This window comes from Priestia sp. SB1 (assembly GCF_038898415.1).
In genome coordinates this window covers 508904-534064 of sequence record NZ_JBBJSS010000002.1, presented here as the reverse complement: position 1 = coordinate 534064, position 25161 = coordinate 508904, and the positions used below count along the sequence as shown (strand labels likewise).

Genomic DNA, 25161 nt, shown 5'->3' with positions numbered 1-25161 from the left:
ATGGAAAGGTATTGAATGGCCTGGTTATTTTACATTTTGTTGTTTTTTGATTTTGTTATCCTTAAGAATTTTAATTTGGATAGATGACCGCAAACAAAAAGAAAGACACTAGTGGCATTATTTACAAACCACATATGTTAATAATTCAACCATAATCTGCATCTTTCCAACTGATATTCGTTGCTTTTTTATCTTACTAAGATTTTGGAACAGCAAATAATTTCAACGAAACAATCAATAAAAAGACGATCAAAGTTCTGATCGTCTTTTTTCTTTATTAGCTTAAACAATGTATCGAATGCTTCCATCTACAATTGGTTTTTTAAAAATTTAATCCTTACCACCTTTAAGGACCGAAACTTTTGGTTTAGAGGTATCTTCTCCAGATAGTGCATCAATAAATAATTCAACTTGGTTTTCCCTGCGACTAGGAGCAGCTTTAAAGTACCTAGTTAAGAAATTGTCTTCGTCATTCAGAGGTTGATCCGGAACCTTTAGTACTTTTTCTTTTCTCTGATTCTCACCATTAATGAAATGTTGTACCAGTTCTGTATCATCAACAGAGTCTAGAAATTTAATTTCGTAATAATCACTTTTCTTTCCATACACTTCTAGCATTTCCTCAAACGTATCATAATTGCGTATTTCCGTTATAGAGTTTTTCGTTAGCTTACTAATTGTTTTAAAGTGGCGCTTTTCTTCGATTTGTAATCCCCCTTGTGTTTATTAGTCACTCTTAAAGATTCACAATTCACGTAAATAAATCTAATTGTCTATCTGTCTGTATGTATTGTTCACGCATTTTATCAGTGGACTTTACTTTGTATCGCGGGTATAAATCTAACATTATAAGCTGGAGCTCAGTGGCTCCTAATTCCTCTATAGTGGTTTGTCTTGGTTTGTTACACATATAGGTATCAAATGAACGGTTAACCTCATTGTGATGAGCTGTATAGAGCCTAGCTACAACTTCACTTTGGTTAATTTCTTTACCAATAGTAGCAACCATATGACTAATAGCTCGTCTGTAACGTTTTTTCTTTGCTTCTATGGTAGAATTCCAAGGTGAGTACTCAGTAGCTTTGTTGTAAGTTGAGGTTGATAATACTATCCAGCCTCTTTCCTTATAAAATTCCTGAGCCTTTATTTCTAATTCGTAAAACATCTTTTTATCGCTTATTGCAACATCTATTTCTTTTAACACAATATACTGCGTATCTTTAGCCAAATAGAGCCTTGTTCTATCGTTATTATGTAAGTACATAGGCATACGCTTTAAATGTTCAATCCATCTAACTAAAAAGCAATCTTGAGTTATTCCTATGTAAACCATTTTTAATCGTTTATTAATAATGGCGTATATTCCAGCTTTTAATAATTCCTTTCTCATTTATTTCACTCCATTTAGCAAGGATTTGAATGCATTTAAATAACAAACCTTTTCTTTGATTTTAGAGAACAAAACGTATTTTTATTAAACACCGGATTTAGATTTAAAATAGCACATATATAGTATATATAACCTGAACTAGAGCTTCTAAAATCGCAAAAAAGAAGAAGCAATAAAACTTCCCCTCATAATCCTTTATATTTAAATGCTCTTCTTCATACCGCATTGATTACATTCTCTAAGGAACACTCCACCTTTTATGGAGTTTTTGAATGCAGCTGAGTTGCAGTTATCACACCGGCCGCTTCTTTTATCTGGATATTCCTCATAATTATAAACTTTATTAAGATCTATAACTTCTTCCTGTTGCTTCTCTTCCAATAAGAACACTCTCTTCTAATTATTTTTGTTACATTCATTATAACAAAAAGCGTCTTAATGCTATACCTGGTTTGTTACACCTTTTGGACAAACATCTTTATTAACTCATAGTTTGAGAGACAAATACGCATAGGTTTTAAGGGTTTTTAAGGGTGCACAGACGTTTTTTACAACGACAAGGTACATTTATGTATAATGAGCTCAAAGTCCACTTTATAGGCATCTAGAAAGGGAAAATTAAATGAATAAAAAACTAGTGGTAGTTGATCGTGGAATTGATGAAGTTTTAATTATTAATAACAAATCAATAAAAATTAATTACTTGAGCGGTAAACAGTTAATCGATCTGTTAAATCGTTATGATCTAACTAACATTAATACTGTTAGTTTTGACATATATGAAGCAACCGAGGAATATAAGAGCTATCCAAGCGCCATATACAGCTCTATTAGCAATTCTCTTCGCGTATAATTAGACTCGAAATGAGATTTAAATCTAATTCCCAAAGCAATAGCAGGATTTGCTATAATTAGTTGCTTAATTACTTATACTGAAGTCACCGAAAGGATATGAAAATTGTGTTTGATATTAATAAGTTTGATTTAAAAGCCGTTGAAAATAAGTGGATTAACACTAGTGAAATTGCTCCAGAAGAAATTAGTTGCGTATTTGGAGCAGTCGATGCTAAAGAGGATAGATTAAATGCTATTTATGACATAGTTTCTAATATCCCAAAAGAACAGTGTACACCACAAGTTTTAGAAAAGATTGACTCAATTATTGCACTTATTAAAAGGTAGCTCACACTTAACAAACCCTACTCTTACTTTAAGTGAAAGTGCATAAACAAAATACATATAAGTATAAAAACCCCTACCTTCAACTAATTGAGTAGGGGTTTTTAGGTAGTTTGTATGTAGAGTTTGTTTAGTCAGGATACTTCCCGTAGACTTCCTTATATTTCTCTCTATATTCTTTCCTTTCTTTCATATACCAGTACACAGCTTTATTAAATAGATACAATCTTAATTTTTTTATCATTTTTTCTCCTCAGCATAATTTATTCCAAAACACTTTTTATAAATTATACTATAACTAAAGATTTATAATGATGCTATTTAAAGTAAAAATATAGTTCTAATTAACCTTATATCAAGTATTGAAATAAAAAAAGACTGCTTAATTGTGTGTAAGCAGTCTGTTGTTTTTATAAGGTTAAATTGCAAAACCTAGTTGAATATTCTCACCTTCTTTAACCTCTTTATTAATGGAGATAAATTCAGGTAATGTATCTTCAGGTTTTGACTTCTTTTTTATTTCTTTATCTTCTATGTTTATTTCTTTTAAGTTTTGTTTTGTACTTTTGTCTTCAAGTGGTTTAGCTTCAACAATTTCAGCCACTTCTGTAACAGGAGCACACAGTAACAAAGGAGTTTTCACATTGGTACTAGATGCAATTTCTTTCGCCTGTTGTACAGCACTTGGTAAGACAACTTCTACATCTTCAGCATCAATAATAATCTCTTTTACTGGTTGAGAGCTTTTCTTTGGTTTTTCAACTTTAGTAATAAGAGTCACATTTTCACCTAAAGCACTTGTTAAATTAGGCTTTTCAATTGGTGCGCTATTAATTTCAGAAGATGTAACTTCATTAGATTCAACAATAGCTACGTCCAGTTTGTTATTAACATTATGATCATCAACAGAATTAACTGGACCGACAACTGTTTTTTCTGATTCGGTGCTTTTTTCTACTACAACTTCACTTACTAAAACTTCAGCAACATCAATAGTCTCAGAAACATCAGAATCAGTTTCCTCTTGAACTACTTTAGAAGCAACATTGATTTCTTCTGGTTGTTGTAATTGTTCAAGAGCGGGTAATCCTTTACCCATAAGGTTAATCGTAGTGTATTCAGGGAGATACAGTTCTTTGTTATCCATTACCTTCTGGTATTCTGCTTCTCCTTGGAATTCATCTACTACTTTTTGTTCAGTTTTGGACATATCAGCATATTCTTTTTTACCGTAAGTCGGTGGTAGCCAACCTTTTTGCATACTTCCGTAAAGGTTAAATCTATCCAGCAATTCTTGGTTCGTAAATTCAATATGACAGGTTCCTTTCTTAAAGAAGGATACCATAAAGTATTTTAACTTAATCTTTTTAGGTTCGGCTGCTTTTATCATCTTTTTATCCCCGCTATCTTGAGCTTTTCTCCATTTATCCTGAGCAGCTTGTAGCGTGGAACGTAACTCATCGTGATTAACTAAGCCTTGCCCTAAGTAATTAAGCACCTTTTCAATGTCCGTTAGTTTATTTACTACATCATAGTAGCTAATTTCAAGTCTATCTTTGTCCCAAGTAGAGTAACTTCTCAAAGGGATAATAACTTTCTTGTTTATTTTCCAACTTTTATTGGTTTTCCATCCGTTATATAAATGAATGTTCTTACTCATTTCATCATACCAAGAATGTTTGTGTGAAAACTCATCAAACAATTCAATTAAACTATCATCTACACTTTTTGTTAATGCTTTGCTAATTTCTTCTTGTATTTTATAGATGTTATACAACGAAAAATCAAAATCAACCAATGAACTAATTCGATTGTGATATTCAGTTCTGAGAGCCGAAGTAAACAGATCGTTAAATTGATTACTAGTAAACAGAGTTTCCCAATATTTATAGCGAACTGACTTTATGTAGCTATTAATCATATCCCTGTTGGACTCAGAATGACTATCTCCATCTACAGTAAGTGTTAAAATGCTTTTTTTAAAACTATCTTCCTTAAAGCTATTAATAAAATTAGGTTTCATACTATGGTATTCATTTATAAAACGAACACCAGCGTTTACCTCAAATTTATAATGTTCAACAATTCTTTTTAGGAATTCATCTATTACTAAGTCTTTTCCTATTTCTTCGTTTTCTTCATAAAACTTGTATTGTTCCTCACTTTTCATACCTGTAATTATGGTACTCTTTAGTTCAGCTTGTGGAATATCTATTTTAATCATTGCAACTTCAACGTTTGTCTTACGTTCAGCCTTAGCAAATGAATCTTTTAGAAATTCAACTTCAGCATCTAGCTCTTCCAACTTTCGCTTTAAGTCTTTCCTTGTATTTGAGTATGGATTTTTTATTGTTTCAGCATTCATTAAGCAAACAATTTTACCGCCTTTTTCCTGCATTTTAATTGCCTGAAGCAAGTGTTCGTCCGCTCTATCAAAAGGAGGATTCATTATTATTAGATCATAACGCTTCATTGATGGGTAAGTTAAGAAATCATTGTGTACCAGTCTAAACTTCTTTCCCGTTAATATATGTTGAAGGTTAGAATCAAGTTCTATAACGTCTAAATCAAGTTTTCCACCATCATAATAACGTCCTCTGTAAGAGTGAGCCTCCTTATGCTGTTCAATAATAAATTCTGCAATATTTCCTTTACCTGCACTTGGTTCCAACACACTCTTAATGTATTTAAAATCAATACTGTCAGTCATTTTTTTAAGTAGTCCCTTTGGAGTTGGATAAAAGTTTGGATTGTTATTCATAGTCTCACACACCTCAAAAATTATTTTTCTCATTCTAATGGAATTTTTAATTTTTGGAGGTAAAAAATTAAAATTGTTTGTTACTTCTATAGAACACCCTTCAACTAACTAAATTGCAGGTATATGACTTAGTTATGCAAATCGTTTTCTTTAAACTTTAATAATTTAAATCTTTAAGAAAACGAGAGAAATTTAAAGATTTTTATAGCGACGGCATAGGAAGTTCATAACAAAAACAGTCGATATGGTTGTTTGCCATTCATAAACAACGAGAGTATCTTTATGTATAAGAAATAAGGAGATGATGTGAGTATGAGAACTCAAGGGATTAAGGATGGCATATATCAGGAATGGGGACACAGAATTATTCCCTCTAGTGCGGGAGAATTAAAGGGACAAAAACGGTACTATAGAATATTTTATGGACTTGTCCATTGGAGAGAAGCGGATGCTGGTAATTACCATAAAGCTTGTGTTCCATTTGTACAGTACGGAACTACTTCTGACTTTGATTTAGCAAGAAGAAAAAAGGAAATTAGAGAACTTTATCCTTGTCATATTCTGGGTCAGGACTTAGATAAGGTGTTAGCAGCTATGGCAGAGTTGGAAGTTGAGTTTAATGAAAACTAAAATATAAAAAACACTTTTTTTAACACAAAAGAACAAAGTTTTATGAACAACTTTGTTCTTTTGTCAGAATTTTTATATACGAGTTAATCAAAACACTTATTTACAAATAAATGCCCCTTGCCCTCTCTCTATAGTACCGATTTTCTATTTCCGCTTTTAACCTTCCCCAACACTCTAAGCATTTCTCTGCTTGCATTTTTATATCGGAGAACTCCACTTGACTAATACCATAAACGTTTAAAGAGAGATCTTCTCCCCAAATTTTAATAATAGGATTCTCCTTGTAATGTTGCATAAGCGTTGGGTCTGAAGCATTAGAAAGAGTTTTTGCATATTTATTTATTGTTAAAAGTAGCTCGGAAAATAATTGTTGGTTTTTACCATCTATGAATGGTCCAAAAGAGTTTTTCCAATATTGATCCAAGCCTTCTACAAAATTTGCCCACCCATCGTGAACCTTGTTACTCCCCACAATTATAATGTTATCTAATTGATGAAGGCTGTAGAATATGTCGCTTAGCTCCAGCATTTTTCTGTAATCATATTCAGCAACTTTAAATGGAAGATAATTTGTATGAATTGAATTCGTTATTTGAGGGTAATTAAAACGCACCCACTCTAAGATATTATTTTCAAACTCTTCTCTACTAACTTTTTTCCCGCTCATTGTAAATCCGAAAAATTGATAAATTATAGCTCCTACCATCATTTCCCTTTGAGGAAAACTTGCAATATATCCTCTCTTCGTCAGGAAATTATCTAGCGCTGTGTTTATCTTTGCTTCTAAAGCCTTATGTTCAAAATTTTCTAATTGTATACAGACGTCGCCCTCATAAGAAGATAAAAATGGAATTTCTAAACTTTCTTTTTCCTCTTGACTAAGTTCATTTAGGTTGTTTAGTTTGTTAAGAAAAGCCTTGGTAGTATCATTGACAGTTCCTATTAAAAGCAGCGATATTTTTTCAACACTACTTGCGTCGCCAGCCAATTCCGTTAGCCAGTTATTAATATCAGCCTTACTCAAATTATTGATTGAAGATTTTACTTGTACCGCTTTTTCCTTGCTATTTTTATATTCCCATAAAACATCTATTTTTTCTTTTGGAGTATTAGGCTCAATTTTCACATATTTCCAACCATCATTATGTAATGATTCTAAAACAGAAGCGATAGTTTGATATAAGTAACCTCTTGCACCGTCTTTCCCACCCATAATTATCCCTCTTATCCATTTTTTATTTATAATTATATCTTATCTCTTCTATTTAGGCATTACAAATGAAGGGTTCTATACACCGTTTATTGTAGTTGTACTCATTCTTATAAAAATAGATACTATTAAAATTGTTAAAAAGCATAGAACTGCAAAAAACAATACTTTCCTCTGTTGATTTCCCCGTTTATCCCTATAACAACGGGGGAGTATCTTTTTTATTTATAAAAATGCAGAAACTTTACGAAGATAAACTTTTTAATTATATAAAACAATAGAAAAAGCAGCCTAATAAATTAGCCGCTTTTATATTTAATATTACATTAAGTTCTTTAATGTTAAATCTTTTACAAACTCAGCAAATTCTGCTGGTATTTCACCAATGTTTGGTAGAACATTATTAATAGCACTAACAATTAATGAGTTATTAAAACGATCTTGATCCTTATAAGGCACAGGTTTACTTAAATGATTTACATCCTTACCAAACAACCAATTGTAAACAAGGTTTTCAGCATCTGTCTGAGTTGTTATTTCCTCTTTACAGACAACGATAGTTAAGGTGTGATAAGCAACGTGATGATTTTTAAGGTCTTGATTTTTAAAGAAACAATAAAAGCTCTTTCCTGTTGCTCTTTGTCTTTCTTTAATTAATTCTTTAATATCCATTTCATTGTAGCGTAAGTGTACTTCTACAAAGAAAGTATCATTGCTGTTAGTTGTTTCTTTGTAGTTAATTTCACCATCCTTAGCAAACACTAAGGCTCCATCGTATTGATGATTAACTGGTTTAATTTCCTCTTCCGGAATCAAATAACCTTCTTCTTTCCAGTTATCTAAGATAGCAAATAATTCTTCGTTTGAAATTAACTCATAGCCCGCCATCTCCTGAGTATAAAGCAATTTCTGGAGTAGAATTAAACGCAGCTCAATGGTAAAACCACCTGGTTCATACTCCTCTTTCCCACCAAGTTTATACTGATTGTAACGGTATACAATTGGATCATCTTCTAAAAAGTTAAACATATCTAACGTTTCAAATCTAGATTGAACCAACTTTTTATTGTTTTGTTTTACTTCTATACGTCTAAGAGATTCGCGGTAACGAATATCAAATGTAACATCGTATAAAAATCTTTTCCAGTCTGCTAAATACTGTACCTCAGTTTGCCCTGATGAAATAAGTGTTTCTAACATTTTGTCGGTGGATCCACTATAGAGACAGACCCAACAACCATTTCGACTGTTAGTAGAGCCACAGCCTTTTTCACTTGCAAGCTCCGTTTTAGTCATTGGACATTCCGTACCATCTGAGTACATTGCATACAGTTCTGCAGTAGGTAGTCCCCAAGGAAGCTTTTCTTCGGTCATAATATAAGCCCACAAATCAGTTGTTATTACTTTTTTAATCGGATAACACATCTTTACATTATTGAAGTCCGGATTCCACCCAAAGTACATTTCTTCTGATGAATACTTTTCTATAGATTTTGCTCGTTTACTAGATTCATCTAAACGACTTCCTAGCATCATTATGACATCGTAATGTCTTTCTTGCTCCTTATCTACATCTTCGCTTTCAAGTAAGTTTTCTGTTAAGTCAACAGGAGCTTGTGAAATAATTTCTTTCGTTTTTTCATTCATTGGATTAATCTTCATCTTTTTTGTACACCACTGAAAAGGTGAAGGTGGCTTAGGAGCTACTACGCCTCTACCTATAACATTCCAAAAGAATGAGTTTTTTAGGTCTGGTTCAACTAGATGCACAACTAGATTTAGTTCCGTTTCAAAAAGCTTAATTAATTGTAAATTCTTTTTTAAGTATGTACTCATTTGATATGTTTCTACTTTTGTATCCGCGCTCACAATATGAACACGTTTAAATCGCTTCTCTTTAGTTAGGCGACTCAACATCCTAAAGACTAGAACCAACACTAAAGTACTGTCTTTTCCTCCAGAATAGGTTACCATCCATTCCTTATCTTCTTTAAAATAAAGTTCTTCTAAGAAAGAGATAATCTCTTCAAACTTTTGTTCAAATTCTCCAGAATTTAATTCACCTAATAGACGCAATGTATCATAAAGTTCGTCAAACTCACTGCCCTCATTATTAATCATTCCTGCAGGTTCTAGATCCCAATTTATTGTGTCTAAAGTATTAATGTAGCTTAAATCCAAAGTTAATTGTTCCGTTGCCAATTCAATCACACCTTTTGAATATTTTTTATGATTGTAAAAAATATTGGGCGTATGTGTGAAAAAAAGAGAAATAACAACGAATTAAAGCCATTAAAGGATTATATATCTAACTTTACGTATATTATCCTGTATGTTATTATTTAACCTGCTGTATAAATTCTAACAAAAGATTTGTCATTTTTATTTCTACCTTTGATTAATGAGTATGCACATTAATTAATGCAAAAAAGAGCGGCCATTCCACCGCTCTTTTTTTATTTGTTTATTTTTAACTTAATTAATTTTAAAAACTCATCTACTTCGTATGAATTAGAAAAGTTTTCAAAAATCACTATTTCTTCCTGGGTGTACACAAGTAACTTTTTAATAAATGGAGTCGTTCCTAGTACAAACCCTTTATTTTCGCTAATATTGGAAATTTCACAGTATAAAAAATCCCATTTATATCCTTTTCCTACTATTGCGTCTGCACAAAACAACAGTCTTTCTGTAGTTGCTACCAAAATTCCTGATCTACTAATGTTATTAAGGTGAATCTTGCAATATAGAGAGGATAATAACTGTTCATTTTCTTTTAAATACTTCTTTGCTGTTACCAAACTTGCCTTCATAGATTAACTCTCCCTTAAAGATTGCCAATGCGTGCACATCTTAAAAATAACTTCTCTCCTATTATATAGAATTTATCCAATTAAAGGTGTTTAGATTATTCTTTATAGACTTATATAATACGAGGTTTTCTGTTTAGGTAATATGTAAAATTGATACATAAAAGCATAATAGTTAAGAAATTTACACAATTTAATTTTTATGTTATATTTTATTCTCACTTACTTTTTCCAAGTAGAACAACAATATTAATGGATATCAATGCTGCACACATTGATATACGAAGAAGGAGCGGTACTGCTGTAACCGCTCCTTTTTACTTTGGACCTTTTTACTTTGGAAAAGTAATCTTTACTAGGAGTTTGAACATATATCTTTAAAAGTATTTAAAGACCAGAATATACATAGTAGCAATTCTTTTATACAGAGAACAAAGAAGAAAGGAGTTATCTTTTATGAAGAATATCTTAAAGATGTGTCTTGGTATTATGGCTCTATTACCTTTAGGAGGTTGCTTTGGTGAAGACTACGATTTCTCCCCACCCACTGTTACTATATCTCCAACTGTAAATGACATTATTGACACTGAACTAAAAGAGGCTAACGTAGATTGGAAAGGAGAAAATAACGAACCTTATAAGAAAGAGACAAAAGACATTTCCAAATTAGCTATGAAACAGCAGTCCTTAGCAGTAGGCACAGAAACAGAAGGAAATATAAGATTCGACAGTCAAGATTTTTCTATAGGTGGGTTAACTGTTTCCGTAATCAAAAACAACAAGAAACAGGAGCTTAAACTAAACGAGGAAGATAGAACTTTCAGCTTTCCAAAAGAAAAAGGAAAGTACGTTATTGAAGTTGATCTTTACACAGATAGAGGTCAAGCTCAATACGTAGGAAACATTGTTGTAAAATGATTTTAATACGAGGTTTATCTATTGGAGTTATTTACAAATAGTAGTCATTAATATATACTTTATTCGAAACGCGTTATTTGACACGTTCTTCCTGAATTGCACATAAATTTTAGACATTGCAAGTAAAGAATAGCTTGCAAAATGAAAAGAGAGGCTTTGTTCCCCTCTCTTTTTTATGTTCTTAACTATTTCCACCAAGAAAATGTGCCTCACAATACCACTTACTCTCTACAATTGAGATCCCAACAAACTCCTCACATTCCTGATTGGCAAAAAGAAATGTCACAGTGTTAACGCCTGGGTATTGCACTTCTCTTTTAATTTCTTGATTACTTAATAGCAGTATGTAATTTATACTTCCATCTTTTGATGTTACTTTCTTATATTTAGGGTGTTCAGGTAAAGTTACAATTTGCGAAGCCGCTTTTCCCTCTAATTCAATACCTACAATCGGACAACTCTCTCCTAAATCAAGAACAATTTCATCATTCTGTTCTAACTCTTCTGTGCTTGCTATTCTGTGTTTTAACGGGTCAACTAAGTATATATAAGCCATTTTACTTTCTTTATCATATGTAATGTGTTTAAAAGAACTTATCATTTTTACTCCTTAGAAATTACTTGTGTAAATTACTCTCTTTGTTTAACAATTTAATAGTATATGGTTAAGTCATTTTTGTAAAACAATGTTTTATTTGTATTTAATGCTAAAATATAATTCAATTTTTAAACTGTATATTTAAACTGTATATAATGTAATTAAGGGGGATCATATATGAACCATAATTCTAAAGAACTTTCTGATTTTGTAAAACAACAATTAGAGGAGCTAAAGCCATACGAAGATAGTCCAATTAAGTTTCCGTTAGGCGACTACTCTTTTGATTTCTGGGCACTTGATGCTGAATCAGTATTTCCCAATTCTCCAGATTTACAGAAGACTTTTAATAGGTTAAAAAAGAAAAAAGGCTACTAATTTTAAAGAAAACGAAGACATTATTTAGTTTAAATATAGCCAAATTATTTTCAGGAGATAACTTTTAATAGCTAATATGCTAAAAATCACGGGTTTTCACCAAAAATATATTATATAAAAATATTATGTTGTTATTCTACGACTTTTTATTTTCATATTTAACACTTGTCGATAGCCCTTGCATAAAGAAGCTATAGAAAGCTTTAAGGTATCTAATAACACAGAGGAATAAAGGCACACAATTGATAAAAAAGAAAAGACTTAAAATATGTATTTTTAAGTCTTTTCTTTTTTATCATTTTCACATAAACATTTGTGCCAACTACATATGTTTATTTGTATCAATATTTGCATTCTTACCTTTCCTCTTTACATAGATATCCTCTATTGATTTCTCTAGGAGAATAATGAACGTTGATACAATTAAAGCCGCTAGAAAAGTAAGTTTAATATTTAAAAGTAAGTTTGATGACAGCACGTAAAGAAGTGTAGAGTAAACAACTATTTTAAGAATCATACTTACGACTAAATGCAGATTAAAATGCCTAATTATGCCGGAGAATATTCCACTAAAGAAAATCTCAACTATAAAAGCAATACCTATAGCCAAGAATGATAAAGAAAACAGTGACTTAAAATTACTGATATCTATTAAGTTGGGAAATGCATAACTTATACCCCAAAATGAACAAAAAAGGATTGCTGCAGGCAATACAAATATTAAACAAATTGATCCCGAAGCAATCATCATAGCAAAAAGCATTGAAACTGTTGTTTGCTCAGTGCTTCTCTTCATTTTTTGAAATAACACAAAAAGTATGCCGAATACTATAGCAAATGTAATTGCTATGCTTATGTAAATTGTCATCTTACACTCCTTTTTACCTTTTGGAATTATTATACAAGAGTATGGAAATTATTTGAATACCCCTTCTTTTACTTAAAGTTAAAAGAAAGTATTATCTATTTGTTATTCGAATTTATATAACAAAAAAAGAGCAAGATGAGGGTATCTTTACTCTTTTTTTAAGGCTTTCTATAGCTTTGTATTTTTTATATTGTATTAATATTTTCCGGTTATCAAAAAATATGCAAATCCTCCTGACCACAATAACCCAAAAGTAAATAGCATAATGCGTTGTACCCTTATAGGTGCATTTTGAAAAATAAGAGCAATTATTCCCACTATAATATTATCTTGCCCGCTTATAAAAATTTTCTCAAAACTTTCCTTTTTTGCAAAGAAAGCGGCACCCATTAAAAACAAACCAACTAAAATCATTAAAGATATTATAATTACTGCTACCAAGTTAATGTTCCTCACTTTTTATATTAAAACTTTTGCAATCCATTAAAGTTATGTATATAAGGCCTAACATCCTAGCCCTTTCAAAAATTAAAAACTCTTTATAAACGTCTTCAAACTCTTTAAAGTCTTCTTTAAAGCTCTTATATGTTGTATGAAGCTCCCAAAAAGATGTTTGCAGTATTTCTTTTGCTTCTTGTAAATATTCGCTAATACGCCCTTTTATAATGCGACTAACTACTCCAGCTATAGAAGACCAGTAGTAGTTCAAATTAGTACTAAAAGAATTTTCTTTTCCTAATTCACCAGCATAGTTATTCTCTATTTTGCTCACCCCTCTGGTGGGGAATGGGCTATTAAGAGGTAGCCTTAGAATTTCCGCTAGAATACTTGGAAACGGTTCACTAATAACTAGATCTGTTACATATCTATAAAAGTATTCTAACGAGTATTTGGGAGTATTGATTTTTACATTAATTGCTTGATGCATCTGTCTTAACTCAATTTGCTTTAATTCGGAATTCAATAAATATCACCTATTATGTACGTTGTTTCAAAATTATAGCACGTTTTAATCATTACAGGGCATATATAAGCAACGAGGAGAAAAAAGAAGCCTCTAAATAGATAGACTTCTTTTAAATCTTAAAGTTAAGGCAAATTGTTTATATGGTTAAAACTCCACTTTGATGTCCCTCTTTGAAGGCTCACCGTAGCACTGCTCCCTACAATTGACCAGGGGCCAGTCTTTGCAACTGGTTTCCAAGTGGATACTGGATATGATGTAAATGAAAAGAAATTTTTTGCTTTTATATCTTCATATTTTGTTTGGGTGGCAATAGGCTTCCCGCTGTAAGAACCGTTTTGACCTATTCTTAGCTTAATTCCCTTAATATACGTTCTACCATCGAGCAATTTGACAGTACCAGTTACTTTCTTTATAGAGTAGTATTCTACGTTCTTTTTCTCTTCGGTTTTTATATAAACCTTTGTTGTAATACTCACTCCTTTTGTCTGATCTAACGTAGTTTTCTTTAGCATAATTTCACCAGATGCTGCACTAGCGGTTGAAGAGAAGAAAAGTGTTCCAGTAACAACCAACAAAATAATAAATACTTTAAATACCTTTTTCATTTTATCCCCCTAATTTTTTTAATACTCCCAACTTTAATTATATAACTTAATTGACAGAAATATCAGACTTTTGTTTTTGTGCTTTTTCTTCAAAACATATAATTATTGATTATGCTTTTAGCACTATCAAACAAATATGGAGGATCGATTATGTTATATAAATTGTATCAAGCATATAAAAGAACCAAAGAAGAGAATGTAATTGAGGAAAAAGAAGTTCTTATTCTTAATTATGGTGGGTTTGGAGCGAACCATCTTCATAAACCTATGCATATTGTCATTGAAGAAATTGATGACGAATATAAAGAAGAAGTTAATAACGATGACAGTATGGACAACGATATTGAGTATGGATATGTTGTTACTAAAATAGAACACCATTCTATTATGAATGAGCAATTGGACCTTGAGATACTTAACAAAGCCAAAGCACTTATGGAAGTCAAAGTAGAATGGATAGATAACGAAGATGGCAGCTATTCTATTCTTACCCTCTTAAGTAAGTACGGAGATATCATTGCTGATGTTATCATACCTAATCACGAATTCACCTTTAAACTAGATACAGAAGGTTCCTATAATAATTGTAAAAATAAAAAGCTTTCGGCATCTGCCTAAAGCTTTTTTACTTCTATATTATTATGTATAATTATCTTTCTATAAACCGCTTTATGTGTCATACTTCTTTAAAATAATATACATAGTAACCTATCTAGAACCGCTAGATACACTAAGTACTCAAACTTAATTAAAGCAAAAAGGAGTAGTGTTAAATTGAAAAAAGAAACTACATTTACTTTCCCAAAAGAATTAGAGCCCTACGAAAAAGCACTAGAGCATACAATTTTACCATTTATTAAAATAAGGGAGCAATTAGATAAAGAGCCTAAAATTTTTGAAAGTAAGTTTGGAGGAAACCCTTATTTACCTAAAGGAGCAGAGCATCCAATTGACTCTTATGGAGCACCAATGTTGCTATTAGCTCAAATTAACTTTTCAGAAGCACCTAGCATTGAAGATATGCCGGAAACAGGTATACTTCAATTCTTTATAACAGCAAAAGAAGAAATTGATTACGGACAAGATCCCGACGATATAACCAGTCAGAAGAACTTTAGAGTTATCTATTATGATAATGTCATTACAGAAGAAACTCAGTTAACTACAGATTTTTCATACATTAACGAGTACGATCTGGATTTTGATATGTTCCCAATTCAACGAGAGATTGGACTTTCATTCGAGATGAACGAGGAGCCGCTTTCTTGTGAAGATTATCGTTTTGAAGAGCTATGTGATACAAACGAAAGTATGAATGCGTTGTGCGAAAATGACGATGATTTTGATCTATACTCTGACCTTTATGGAAGAGGACATAAAGTGGGTGGTTATTGCTATTGTACTCAAACAGATCCTCGAGTTTATAGCGATGAACTTAGAGAATACGATGTCCTCCTCCTTCAAATTGATTCAGATGAGAATGAAGCTGGAGATATTATGTTTGGAGATGCAGGCGTTGCCAACTTTTTTATTAAAAAAGAAGATTTAAAGAAACTTAGCTTTAAAGACGTTTTATATAATTGGGATTGCAGCTGATCATTAACATATTAAGAGTTAACCTTTACTTTAGAAATTTAATCATTGCTACGCGGCTAATATACATAAAAGCAACCGGCTTATTTTAAATCGGTTGCTTTTTATATTCAACTACTCTTTTATTCCTAATTCCAGTAAAAATTTTATTTATTTTCACATAAAAAAATATTGCAAGGTAAACTCTTTAGGATGAAAAAACAAATGAGTGGCACCTATTAAGGATGCGCACGAGGAGGATAATATGTATAACACTACAGTTACAGAATTAGGGGAAATGACTTACAAAGCAAAAGGTTTTGAGGAATTAGAAAATAGAACAGAAGTATGTATTAATGTTGATTTTCTAAATATTGTAGGGGTTGAACAAAAACTTCCAGCTTATTTTGTTAGCGTGACATTTCATAATGATGGTGCAACCAGCGTTTTAGTTTATCAAAATGGAGTAGATGCAGATGATCTACCTATTGGGTTTACACCTGAGATTAAAGAGGGGTTAATTGAATTTGCTAAGAAACACCCTAAATACACTGAAACAAACTAATACAGAGTAAAAGCAGCGGAAAATAAATTTCCTCTGCTTTTTTTGTTTAACAAAGTTTAATTAGTTTGTAGACTCTCCATCGGTCATAAGCGGTACTTGATGCTAACATATAACTATCATTACCAACTTTAAACTCTAAATCACTTTTAGTATACGAAATCACTTCAATTCCACAAAATGCTTCTTTAAACTCATCTATAACTATTTTATCAATTACACCTACTGCAAAGAAACCAACCTCACGATCCTCTTCATTAAAAAAATTTTCTACTTCTTCTACTAATTCCTTTTCACTTGGCATATTTATTCTCCTTTTAATAACAATTATTTGTCAATATATTAACTGCTATTTAAGGAAATGGAAAAAACTATTTAATTTCCGCATTTAAAAACCCTACTCAGGTTTAATTGGTAGGGTTAACTATTTTAACTTCTTTTAATCAACAAGGTAGTAGCATAATTTATGTTTTGTTAAAAAAAACCGCACTCCAGCAAAATAAATTAAGTAAGGGCGTTACGAAAAGTATAGAGATCACCATCGTCAAATCCCGTAGCCAATACAACATTGTTTGGAAAATCCTCTGGATACTTATTAACGTATGTATTAACAAGCATTGCAACGGATACAACAGTCAAAAATACGCCTAAATCAGGGTTAAATCGCCAATACTGATATAGTTTTCGAAGGAGACTATTATTAATTATATGTTCTTCTGGAAGAAAATCGTTATTTGTAGCCCAATCATCATCGTCATTATCCCATTCCTCAGAACCGGTTAAATACAAGTGAAATTGCAAACTGCTCTCATATAATCCAAAGTTAAAAGCATTAATAGTAGCGGGAAGCGGATTTTCCTTTATAATCTTATTAATGTTTTCCTCGAATTGCTCATAACCAATATGTAAATAAGTTTTATATTGGTTTACGTTAAATGAGTCTCTTTTTAATTCGTCAATAGCATCATTAATAACTTCTAGACCATTGTAAATATTTATATCCTTATTAATAACAGAACATATTAGCGTGTCTACTCTCTCTAAATCTCTAGAACCCCTCAAAACATCACCCCGTCTTGTTAATTACATACAATTATATACTCTTAACCAGAGTTAATAAAAACAAAATAATGCGACAGAGGTAAACACTAATCTTCTTCTATTTATGTTTTCTTTTTTAATTTTTCTATAGCGTTGTCAGCTCTAATTAGCAATTCATACTGATATGATCCTTTTCTTTCTTGTTTAGGTAACTCGTTTTTTAATTTGTTTTTTAAGAATGGTGATTTGATTTTCCGCACACTTAACCTCCTCTCCATTTAAAGTTTTTAAATATAGAAAGAATGCCCTTTTTATAGGCGTTCTTTCTATATTTAGCAATGGTTTAAATTTCTTCTAATTCCTCAATCTTTATAATCTTTTCAGGCGGTACATCTATATTCTCTTTTAGGTAAACCATAAAGTTATCACCTGAACTCCAACTAAATGTTTTCTTAAATATGAGATATTTTAAAGGTTCCAAAATGTAATTATAGACATCCCACTCGTTAATATCATCAAAGTTAACTTCTAAGGTTAATTTTAAAGGCACCGCTTTTCTAGTCCAGGTTTCTTTCAAGCTTGGAATCCCAGGCAATTTTCCCATATCAATTATAAATTCAGGACAGTTTCTTAAATGTTCAACATTGCTGTTATGTTCAGCGTCTTCCTTTATTAAAAATCCGTTAATGCACTGATCACTTTTAAATCTATGATCAAGCATAGCAAATTCCACAACGTTATTATTAAATTGGACTAAAGGCATTTCGCCTTCTTTGTAAATTAGTCTTAAATCACATTCGCTAAAAAATTCATCCATCAATCCTTTTGTTACTATTGTATGTAAATTTAACAGCCCATTTTGAGTATAAGTCTCTGGATTTGCAGCAGAAGTCAAGTGGAACATTAATACTCTATCCGGTAGTATTCCTTCCTTCTTTACGCCGAAGTATGTTGTCACGTCTTCTATCGTTAAACCGTTGTAAGTGGTCATTCCTCTATCTTTAACTACTCTATAGGTGTTTTGTTTAATGAATTCTTCTAAGTGTTTTTCAGTAGTGTTAAATAGTTTACATAATGATGTTATTGTAGTCTTTACATTAGAACAATCTAGAATTTTCATTTTTTTCTCCTTTTAAACTTATCAATATTGTAACTCTACCTATGTAAAATACTTATTTTGCTTGTGTCATTAACGTTCTTTTCATTAAATACAAAAAAGCTTGAATTAGTTTAACACTACTCAAGCCCGCTAATAATTACTAATTTGTTATGTAACCTTTACGAGTTTATTCATCTTCTTTATTTGGTTTACTGAACAAAAAAATAGTGAGTCCAGCACAAATACATATACTAACAGCCACCAATATATCGTAATCCACTTAAAAAGTCTTCCTTTCTTAACTTACAGCCTTTATTAAAAAACACACCTTAATTAAGAACCCATTAGCGCTTGTGCAATGTCCATCAAACTGCCGGAAATTCTGTAAAGCGCAACCGTTATTGCAAGTAATAAAACAACTGTTACAACCCTTAATACTAAAGCTGTATTCTCCCTTTTGTTACTACTCATATAGCTTCTCCCCCTTTAATTAAGAATAATGTAATTTTTTTGTAATAACAACACTTAAATGGTAATTAACCTAATTAAATACAAAAAAAACAAGACCCTTAAACTATTTGTAAGTTTAAAAATCTTGTCTTTTTAATTATTTAATATGTCCGAGCATTTTTTGGACTATAATGCTGTTTCTATCTATTTTTAGGACCAGTAGCATCTTTTTTATGGCCTTTATAAGTACCATTAAAATGCTTCTAGCTTTTCGGGCATACCTTTCTATTGTCTTAATGTCAATTTCTGATTTATCAAGGTCTATTACTATTTTTCGTTTGTTTTACTCATAGTAAGCAGCTCCTAGTACGATTTTCAGTCCTTACTGCATTCTTTTTAAGGCATCTCTTACTTTAGTTTCAAGGAACGGCTTAACTTTTCCTACTACAATAATTTCATCTTCTATATTTCCAGTATCATTTATATCTCCGGAAATATAGATGTTTCCCATATACTCATACACTTTGCGAAGGCAACGAGGAGCATCTTTTAAAATGTCACTTACATTACCAAAGGATCTAGCTTCTGGAAAGATATCTGTTAATTCATAGTTGTCACTAGCAAAAGTATCATACTTTTTAAATTGCATTTTCAACTCTGAAATTTCACAGTTCGTTACTTGTTGATTTACTGACATTGCGAATCATCCCTTTCCTAATTAGATGAATAACACAAAACTAACAAGTACTATACATTTCAGAATATACCATTAATGGAAAAAGAGCAATTAGTCTAAAAAACTTTTACGGCTTTTTAAGACTAAAGCTTTAAGAGTAATAGTAAAAAAAAGACCGCTCTCTAAAAGAGTGCAGTCTCTAATATGTTTACCAAATACCTACAAGAGCTAAGGCTTTTACTTTTAGTATTAAATTACACTAGCTGCGAAGCTCTTTCGTTAATTTTTGTGAAGTAACGAAAATTCCCATTCACCGCTTCCTCCTTATTACTGCAGTTTCCTCTTTTGTTATGGCAAGTTATAGTGTTAATACCACTAACGTTTAACCCTTCATAAAACTTTGCTTCACATTTTGAACACTTTAAATTAAAAGGTTCTCCTTTGTAAAAGATGCCGTATTCTTCTATTTCTGGACTATTTGCATCCCTCTTAACACTTAAATGAAACGCTCCAGGTAAGTTGCTTATCTCCTTTAAACGAGCACTAAACCCACTTTCGAACGACAAGATACGCTTTCGGAAAGAATTTGCGAATGCTTCCCTTTCTTTCAACCCTTTTAAATAGGAGTTGTTTTTCTGTTTCTCTGTAATGATCTCGTATTCTGCAGCCATTTCTATTCTTAAATGCTGATAGGGACTTTCAACAGTAAGCAACGATTTAATAAACATCGATTTATACACACCGTTATCTGTCATAATCGTATCACTGGTAGTGTATTGTCTTTCAATTTCTTCTATTAACTCGTTAATTTTTAGCCCATTAGCAAGCTTAGCGCCGGCTTTTTTGTAGTTAATTTTCTTTTCCTTATTTTCATTCTTTAACTTATTCATAGTGATTTTCCTCCATTTATTGATCATTTTTAATATTTTAGTGTCTCTTCTTAATTTTTGGAGGAAAAACATTTTTTTCTGTTTAAGTCGAACTTACATAAAAAGCATTAGGTATATGTATCAGCTGTTTATAGACGATGCCTTAAAACCTAAAAGGAATAACACAAACTAACTACTAAAACTTGTTTTCAAACTGATATTTCCTCTTACAGAATAATGTCTATTTAAGAAGGAACCGTTATAATTAGATCGTATTATTTGTTGTTGGAGGTGTGGTAAACTACAATGAAAAAAATGCAGTATGATAATACAGAGGTAGTCGTTATCTCTTCAAAGCCGTCTTCTGAAAGAAAGAGATACACAGCGGATTATATGGAGAAAGTTGGACAATCGAGCAAGAAGGTTCTTAAAGCACTAGAGGAAATACAAGAAAAACACCCTAATAAACGAGCAAAATAAAAGCACTTAAACTTAGTCAAAGTTCAAGTGCTTTTATTTTTAAAATTTTCCCGTTAAAAAATTCATCTAATTCTATAGCTCGTTGTTTTCTTCTAAAGTATATTTCACAAAATTCCCTATCTCCATATCTCTTGTTTCCATTTCTTTAATTGTTTTATTGTGGGGACTGTTTTTTACGATTTCTACTACCGCTTCACAAAACGCCTCTGTTATTTTCGGATTAGTACCAAGATCTTTTTTCCACTTAAGAGTTTTTTCATCATACAAGAGATATAAGTTGAACTTTTCATTTGATTCTAAATGTTCACCGCTAATAAACAGTAGCGGATTTCTATCTTCACAGTTATTTATAAGTATCATTTTTCCTCCCTCTTGTAACATATTTAAGATAGCACTTCGAGGTTGTATCCAGAATCTCCTCCCGACTGGGGTGTTTATGTTATTTTGAACACAATAACTTTTATCTTGTTTTTAATCCAGAAAAATATATAATTTAATCTATATATATGTAAAAAAAGAAACTTTTGGGGGAACAAGAATTGAAAAAGAGATATATTGCATCAGTGGTAGCTGCTTCGACTTTACTAGCGATTAAGGCAGTAAATAAGCAAAAAGAAAAAGAAGGCGTTAAGTCATTTAAAGATTTAACAGTTGTTAGAAAGAGTGTTACTAAAACGCAAATGTCTGCAGAAAAAACAATGGCAAAGTGTAAACTTGCAGTAAGAGTCGCAAAAGAGACTTTAGTAGACATTCAAGAAACTTATAAAATGGATAGAGAACATATTAATAACGGCGGATCATTAAATGATTTACCAAGTCAATTTAAACAACCTAAAGTTTATGAAGAAAAAGAAGTAGAAACACCTATTGTTCTTGCAAATCTTCATTACGAGGAAGATGAAGACCTTTATAAAGATATAGACGAAGTGAAGAAACCTCTTGTTCAAAATAACTAATATTCACATACGAAAACCCTGTATTTTATGTACAGGGTTTTCGTTTTTTATGTATACTATGTCTATTTTCTATATGTACTATTTTTTTGTTCTATTTGCCTATATGTTTCATTACTTCCTCAAGGGTTGCTTGTTTCTTTATAAGTGGGTTCATATAATTTTCCCAAGCATCTTTATATGAATTGCACCCAGGCATATTCTTTTTCTGATGTTTCAGTACGTCTACTATTTTCAATATATCTTTCTTTAAAAAGCTCTTCTCTTGCAATGATATACTCCTTTACTATACACATAATATTATTAACATCTAGAATTAATCAATTCTTAAATTGCGATTAAGTCTATTTATTATAATTTAACAGTCCACAAAAAAAAACCTTAACTTTTCTTTTTAACAATGAAATATTCTATTAAAAGATTGTCAAGATTTTGGCTTAATTCTATTGTCTTAGGATTAGAAAATCCCTCTTCCATACCAGTTCTTATCATTAAATTCCTAAAGTGTTCTATCTTTTCTTTTAAAGGTAAACAGTTAACATATATGTTTTCCTTAACGCTCATATACTTTATCTATCCCTTCTATTCGGAATTAACTTATTTATTTACAATTTGTTATATAAAAAGTCTTTGTTTTTCTTACTAATTGTTAAACCGAATAAACTTAACTTTGTTAAGTAATTAACAACAAAAGACAATCATACACTAAAAATATCCTTTATATCTACAAATTTTAGCAAAAAATAAAAGGTAATTTCTCCTAAGACAACCATATTGATTCCGTTTATATACTTATTTTTGTAGCTACCTTATAAGAATTTATTTTTATAGTGTGAAACAATTCAAAATGAATTATAACAATTTGTTAAATAAGTGCCCAAACATAGAAGTTAGATAACCCTCCCTTCTTTTTTCTTATTACAGGTTTTAGAACAAATTTAAGAATCCAATTCAGACCTATTAGACACCATTTTTGGTAATACCTGTTTTTTGTATGAGTTTATATTACTATATTTAACCAATTGCAGACAAGAGGCAAAAATGTGTTTTTCATAATTATTGTTATTTGTCACACACGCTTTTCCAATGCATTTAACCTACAAAAAAAGAGTATTAATATAATGCTTATTAATACTCTCTAGTTAATCTAAACAGAGATATTCTTTATTTATATTATTAAAAACGCGTTTTTTTTCTAGGTCTAAAAGGAATTACATTTGTTTTTTCTTTAGGAGTTCTTGAGGCGTGTTCTCTTTTATGGCAACTTTGACAACGGGTGCTCAAATTTTCTTGGAAATCTTCTCCTCCGTCTTCTGCAGCCGTTAAATGGTGTACTTCTGCCTCACTTCTATATCTACCATTTTTATCAGGCGAATCCGCTTTTTTAGAAATTGGAATTTTCATTCCGTGTTCATTTATCATAGCTAAATCCTTATAGCACTTTTGACAAGTGAAATTGTCCCGGCACAGTATTTTATAAGGGAGAGACGAACCTTTATCTATTGTAGTGGCTTTTAAGAAATTATATTTACAGGAATCTGTACAGTAGTGTTTTTTACCTTCAGAAATCTTAGTACCACACCACTTGCAAGTTTCTTTTTCTACTCTATAGTCAGGTTTAGGGTACATAATAAAATCACCTGGGTACAGAGCTTGATATCTTGTTAGGGAAATCCATTGCCTTCCTTGTTGGCGATAAGGGTTTCTTTCTGTGAGGACAAAAGTAGCTCTTCTGGAATAATAGCTATCCGCATAAAAGGTAATTGAATACTTACCTAAGCTACCATCTTGAAATTTTATGTACTGGGAAAAAGGATCAATTGCTACCGCTCCCGCTGTTCTTCTTAGAAAACCAATTAATTCAGAAGTTAATTTAAAATACGGGTACATTTCGTTTGAATTTGTTACATTATAAAATTTCGAAGCGAAAGTAACAGCCAAGATTACAACAAATTTCGAAAATTTGACTTCATCTGACGCTTCTTTTAAATGTTTGCTTCTAACGTTGGGATAATAAAATAATTGAAGTTCTGGATCAATTCTATTTAATTCCTGTGCCAATGTATCAGTTATATATCCTACACTTCTGGTTTTAATATCGTAAGGAATTTTTACAGCTCCTACGACTACTTCCTCTAATCGGCCGTTATCTGTATAAAACATTTTTTCTTTACCTATTATTATCTCACGATCAATCGTGTCGTAAAAAACGGCATAGTATTGATTTAAAAACTTCACAAAATAACATTTGGACTTTGAAAGTTTTAAAAAGGTTAAATGTTCCTCTAGCTCTTCAATTGTTTCAGTTCCTTCGTAAAAATAATATTTATGTACATAACTTTCTTTTGACACATCCCAATCCCCCTTAACATTCGCCACACTATTTTAGTTAATCTTACCAATGGTGAATTCTCCTGTCTATTAAAGTTTGACACAGTTTAAATTAAAGGTTACGATTATTTCAACAGAACATACCACGCCTCTTAACAATGCGGACCAAGGTATGTCTTTTTTATTTTAATGGTGTAATTGCAGCGTATGCAGATATAGATGTTATAAACAGTGAATTATAAAATACTTAATTTCCTATATATCCATACGTTTAAAACCGCAAGAAATCCACGTTTAACAAAAGACAAAAGGAGAACCCTGTACTTGGATTCTCCTTTTGGTATACCGTTTTATAATAACTTTAACTATTCTTAAAAAAACATCGTGCAGACAGCATTAGCGCAATGCATTAGTGGCAATATAAAAAATACCCACCACAATACTCTTCCAAGTATCGGCACTTTATTCCAAGATGCTCCGCTTATATAATCTTTTAAATAAATAAGAGCAAAAACCCAAACAACTGAAGACCAAACAGAAATATTAAAAATAATACCAGGCTCAAGATGTCCTAAAGTAGAATTTTTAACTGATAATGTTACAAATATGTTATTTACAATACCAAACAACATATAAACATAAGCTACCTTTCTACGTTGCTTTCCCTTTGCCTTTTCAATTTCGTAACGCGAGCTCATAAGTAATCACTTTGTCCTCTCTAACACTTTAGCTGTTAAATTATATGTATAATAACTATAATAATACATAGATTCTTAAAAAGATAGTATGTAAAAAAGATACAAAAAAGCACCCA

General features: G+C 31.3%; 34 protein-coding genes. 10 read left to right on the top strand and 24 right to left on the bottom strand.

Annotation, left to right across the window (positions count from 1 at the left end; all coding sequences use genetic code 11):
• Nucleotides 1-330: 330 nt before the first annotated feature.
• From WKH56_RS08225 to WKH56_RS08215, 3 genes are all read right to left on the bottom strand, one after another.
• Nucleotides 331-609: a hypothetical protein gene (locus WKH56_RS08225; protein WP_342835223.1), complete on the bottom strand. Its 279-nt coding sequence runs from the start codon at nt 607-609 to the stop codon at nt 331-333.
• A gap of 142 nt (nt 610-751) precedes the next feature.
• A complete protein-coding gene (locus tag WKH56_RS08220) occupies nt 752-1390 on the bottom strand; it encodes a GIY-YIG nuclease family protein (RefSeq protein ID WP_342835222.1) in 639 nt (212 codons plus the stop codon).
• Between the two features lie 201 nt (nt 1391-1591).
• Nucleotides 1592-1771 carry a DUF8096 family protein gene (locus tag WKH56_RS08215; protein ID WP_342835221.1) on the bottom strand — a complete coding sequence of 60 codons (180 nt, stop codon included), beginning with the start codon at nt 1769-1771 and terminating at the stop codon, nt 1592-1594.
• Between the two features lie 256 nt (nt 1772-2027).
• Between WKH56_RS08215 and WKH56_RS08210 the strand changes: the two genes are divergently transcribed.
• Complete coding sequence (locus WKH56_RS08210; protein WP_342835220.1) at nt 2028-2243, top strand: hypothetical protein; 216 nt, start codon at nt 2028-2030, stop codon at nt 2241-2243.
• 107 nt (nt 2244-2350) lie between these two features.
• Entirely contained in the window at nt 2351-2572 is a 222-nt protein-coding gene (locus tag WKH56_RS08205) for a hypothetical protein (RefSeq protein WP_342835219.1), read from the top strand.
• A 415-nt stretch (nt 2573-2987) separates the two neighbouring features.
• Here WKH56_RS08205 and WKH56_RS08200 read toward each other — a convergent pair whose 3' ends face one another.
• Nucleotides 2988-5330 (bottom strand): class I SAM-dependent methyltransferase, encoded by a 2343-nt coding sequence (locus WKH56_RS08200; protein WP_342835218.1) that lies wholly within the window; start codon nt 5328-5330, stop codon nt 2988-2990.
• Between the two features lie 312 nt (nt 5331-5642).
• Here WKH56_RS08200 and WKH56_RS08195 point away from each other — a divergent pair, with 312 nt between their 5' ends.
• Nucleotides 5643-5960, top strand: a complete 318-nt coding sequence (locus WKH56_RS08195; protein WP_342835217.1) for a hypothetical protein — start codon at nt 5643-5645, stop codon at nt 5958-5960.
• A gap of 100 nt (nt 5961-6060) precedes the next feature.
• Here the strand turns inward: WKH56_RS08195 and WKH56_RS08190 are convergent, their stop codons facing one another.
• From WKH56_RS08190 to WKH56_RS08180, 3 genes are all read right to left on the bottom strand, one after another.
• On the bottom strand, nt 6061-7173 hold the full coding sequence (locus WKH56_RS08190) for a hypothetical protein (protein WP_342835216.1): 1113 nt from the start codon (nt 7171-7173) through the stop codon (nt 6061-6063).
• Between the two features lie 318 nt (nt 7174-7491).
• Nucleotides 7492-9372 (bottom strand): phosphoadenosine phosphosulfate reductase domain-containing protein, encoded by a 1881-nt coding sequence (locus tag WKH56_RS08185; RefSeq protein ID WP_342835215.1) that lies wholly within the window; start codon nt 9370-9372, stop codon nt 7492-7494.
• Nucleotides 9373-9626: 254 nt separating this feature from the next.
• Nucleotides 9627-9983: a PH domain-containing protein gene (locus WKH56_RS08180; protein WP_342835214.1), complete on the bottom strand. Its 357-nt coding sequence runs from the start codon at nt 9981-9983 to the stop codon at nt 9627-9629.
• Nucleotides 9984-10436: 453 nt separating this feature from the next.
• Between WKH56_RS08180 and WKH56_RS08175 the strand changes: the two genes are divergently transcribed.
• Entirely contained in the window at nt 10437-10898 is a 462-nt protein-coding gene (locus WKH56_RS08175) for a hypothetical protein (RefSeq protein ID WP_342835213.1), read from the top strand.
• Nucleotides 10899-11079: 181 nt separating this feature from the next.
• On the opposite strand, the gene WKH56_RS08170 is transcribed toward WKH56_RS08175, so the two are convergent.
• Nucleotides 11080-11499: a DUF2283 domain-containing protein gene (locus WKH56_RS08170; RefSeq protein ID WP_342835211.1), complete on the bottom strand. Its 420-nt coding sequence runs from the start codon at nt 11497-11499 to the stop codon at nt 11080-11082.
• A gap of 174 nt (nt 11500-11673) precedes the next feature.
• Between WKH56_RS08170 and WKH56_RS08165 the strand changes: the two genes are divergently transcribed.
• A complete protein-coding gene (locus WKH56_RS08165; protein WP_342835210.1) occupies nt 11674-11874 on the top strand; it encodes a hypothetical protein in 201 nt (66 codons plus the stop codon).
• A gap of 322 nt (nt 11875-12196) precedes the next feature.
• Here the strand turns inward: WKH56_RS08165 and WKH56_RS08160 are convergent, their stop codons facing one another.
• The 4 genes from WKH56_RS08160 to WKH56_RS08145 form a co-directional block, all read right to left on the bottom strand.
• Nucleotides 12197-12742, bottom strand: a complete 546-nt coding sequence (locus WKH56_RS08160) for a hypothetical protein (protein WP_342835209.1) — start codon at nt 12740-12742, stop codon at nt 12197-12199.
• 195 nt (nt 12743-12937) lie between these two features.
• On the bottom strand, nt 12938-13183 hold the full coding sequence (locus WKH56_RS08155; protein ID WP_342835208.1) for a hypothetical protein: 246 nt from the start codon (nt 13181-13183) through the stop codon (nt 12938-12940).
• Nucleotide 13184: 1 nt separating this feature from the next.
• Nucleotides 13185-13706 carry a YxiJ family protein gene (locus tag WKH56_RS08150; protein WP_342835207.1) on the bottom strand — a complete coding sequence of 174 codons (522 nt, stop codon included), beginning with the start codon at nt 13704-13706 and terminating at the stop codon, nt 13185-13187.
• Between the two features lie 125 nt (nt 13707-13831).
• Entirely contained in the window at nt 13832-14314 is a 483-nt protein-coding gene (locus WKH56_RS08145; RefSeq protein WP_342835206.1) for a hypothetical protein, read from the bottom strand.
• Between the two features lie 150 nt (nt 14315-14464).
• Here WKH56_RS08145 and WKH56_RS08140 point away from each other — a divergent pair, with 150 nt between their 5' ends.
• The 3 genes from WKH56_RS08140 (at nt 14465) to WKH56_RS08130 (ending at nt 16451) form a co-directional block, all read left to right on the top strand.
• Nucleotides 14465-14932, top strand: coding sequence for a hypothetical protein (locus WKH56_RS08140; RefSeq protein WP_342835205.1), 468 nt, complete (start codon nt 14465-14467; stop codon nt 14930-14932).
• A gap of 156 nt (nt 14933-15088) precedes the next feature.
• Nucleotides 15089-15910: a YwqG family protein gene (locus tag WKH56_RS08135; RefSeq protein ID WP_342835204.1), complete on the top strand. Its 822-nt coding sequence runs from the start codon at nt 15089-15091 to the stop codon at nt 15908-15910.
• Between the two features lie 241 nt (nt 15911-16151).
• Complete coding sequence (locus tag WKH56_RS08130) at nt 16152-16451, top strand: hypothetical protein (RefSeq protein ID WP_316911315.1); 300 nt, start codon at nt 16152-16154, stop codon at nt 16449-16451.
• 46 nt (nt 16452-16497) lie between these two features.
• On the opposite strand, the gene WKH56_RS08125 is transcribed toward WKH56_RS08130, so the two are convergent.
• From WKH56_RS08125 to WKH56_RS08095, 7 genes are all read right to left on the bottom strand, one after another.
• Entirely contained in the window at nt 16498-16752 is a 255-nt protein-coding gene (locus tag WKH56_RS08125; protein ID WP_316911316.1) for a hypothetical protein, read from the bottom strand.
• Between the two features lie 200 nt (nt 16753-16952).
• A complete protein-coding gene (locus WKH56_RS08120) occupies nt 16953-17510 on the bottom strand; it encodes a hypothetical protein (RefSeq protein WP_342835203.1) in 558 nt (185 codons plus the stop codon).
• Between the two features lie 101 nt (nt 17511-17611).
• Nucleotides 17612-17749 (bottom strand): hypothetical protein, encoded by a 138-nt coding sequence (locus tag WKH56_RS08115; RefSeq protein WP_316911318.1) that lies wholly within the window; start codon nt 17747-17749, stop codon nt 17612-17614.
• A gap of 83 nt (nt 17750-17832) precedes the next feature.
• Complete coding sequence (locus WKH56_RS08110) at nt 17833-18609, bottom strand: hypothetical protein (RefSeq protein WP_342835202.1); 777 nt, start codon at nt 18607-18609, stop codon at nt 17833-17835.
• 312 nt (nt 18610-18921) lie between these two features.
• The gene (locus WKH56_RS08105) at nt 18922-19059 is read right to left on the bottom strand and encodes a hypothetical protein (protein ID WP_316911320.1); all 138 of its coding nucleotides are present in this window, start codon (nt 19057-19059) and stop codon (nt 18922-18924) included.
• A 361-nt stretch (nt 19060-19420) separates the two neighbouring features.
• On the bottom strand, nt 19421-19735 hold the full coding sequence (locus WKH56_RS08100; protein WP_316911321.1) for a hypothetical protein: 315 nt from the start codon (nt 19733-19735) through the stop codon (nt 19421-19423).
• A gap of 233 nt (nt 19736-19968) precedes the next feature.
• The gene (locus WKH56_RS08095) at nt 19969-20604 is read right to left on the bottom strand and encodes a hypothetical protein (RefSeq protein ID WP_342835201.1); all 636 of its coding nucleotides are present in this window, start codon (nt 20602-20604) and stop codon (nt 19969-19971) included.
• A gap of 285 nt (nt 20605-20889) precedes the next feature.
• On the opposite strand from WKH56_RS08095, the gene WKH56_RS08090 reads away from it, so the two are divergent.
• Nucleotides 20890-21063: a hypothetical protein gene (locus WKH56_RS08090; protein WP_316911323.1), complete on the top strand. Its 174-nt coding sequence runs from the start codon at nt 20890-20892 to the stop codon at nt 21061-21063.
• Nucleotides 21064-21135: 72 nt separating this feature from the next.
• Here WKH56_RS08090 and WKH56_RS08085 read toward each other — a convergent pair whose 3' ends face one another.
• Complete coding sequence (locus tag WKH56_RS08085; RefSeq protein ID WP_342835200.1) at nt 21136-21423, bottom strand: hypothetical protein; 288 nt, start codon at nt 21421-21423, stop codon at nt 21136-21138.
• A 179-nt stretch (nt 21424-21602) separates the two neighbouring features.
• On the opposite strand from WKH56_RS08085, the gene WKH56_RS08080 reads away from it, so the two are divergent.
• Nucleotides 21603-22019, top strand: a complete 417-nt coding sequence (locus WKH56_RS08080; RefSeq protein ID WP_342835199.1) for a hypothetical protein — start codon at nt 21603-21605, stop codon at nt 22017-22019.
• A 91-nt stretch (nt 22020-22110) separates the two neighbouring features.
• Here WKH56_RS08080 and WKH56_RS08075 read toward each other — a convergent pair whose 3' ends face one another.
• The 4 genes from WKH56_RS08075 to WKH56_RS08060 all read right to left on the bottom strand — a co-directional run bounded on the left by WKH56_RS08075 (nt 22111) and on the right by WKH56_RS08060 (nt 25045).
• Nucleotides 22111-22287 carry a hypothetical protein gene (locus WKH56_RS08075; protein WP_316911326.1) on the bottom strand — a complete coding sequence of 59 codons (177 nt, stop codon included), beginning with the start codon at nt 22285-22287 and terminating at the stop codon, nt 22111-22113.
• A gap of 110 nt (nt 22288-22397) precedes the next feature.
• Nucleotides 22398-22580, bottom strand: coding sequence for an aspartyl-phosphate phosphatase Spo0E family protein (locus WKH56_RS08070; protein ID WP_316911327.1), 183 nt, complete (start codon nt 22578-22580; stop codon nt 22398-22400).
• Nucleotides 22581-23192: 612 nt separating this feature from the next.
• On the bottom strand, nt 23193-24368 hold the full coding sequence (locus tag WKH56_RS08065; protein WP_342835198.1) for an HNH endonuclease: 1176 nt from the start codon (nt 24366-24368) through the stop codon (nt 23193-23195).
• A gap of 350 nt (nt 24369-24718) precedes the next feature.
• A complete protein-coding gene (locus tag WKH56_RS08060) occupies nt 24719-25045 on the bottom strand; it encodes a hypothetical protein (protein ID WP_342835197.1) in 327 nt (108 codons plus the stop codon).
• Between the last annotated feature and the right edge of the window lie 116 nt (nt 25046-25161).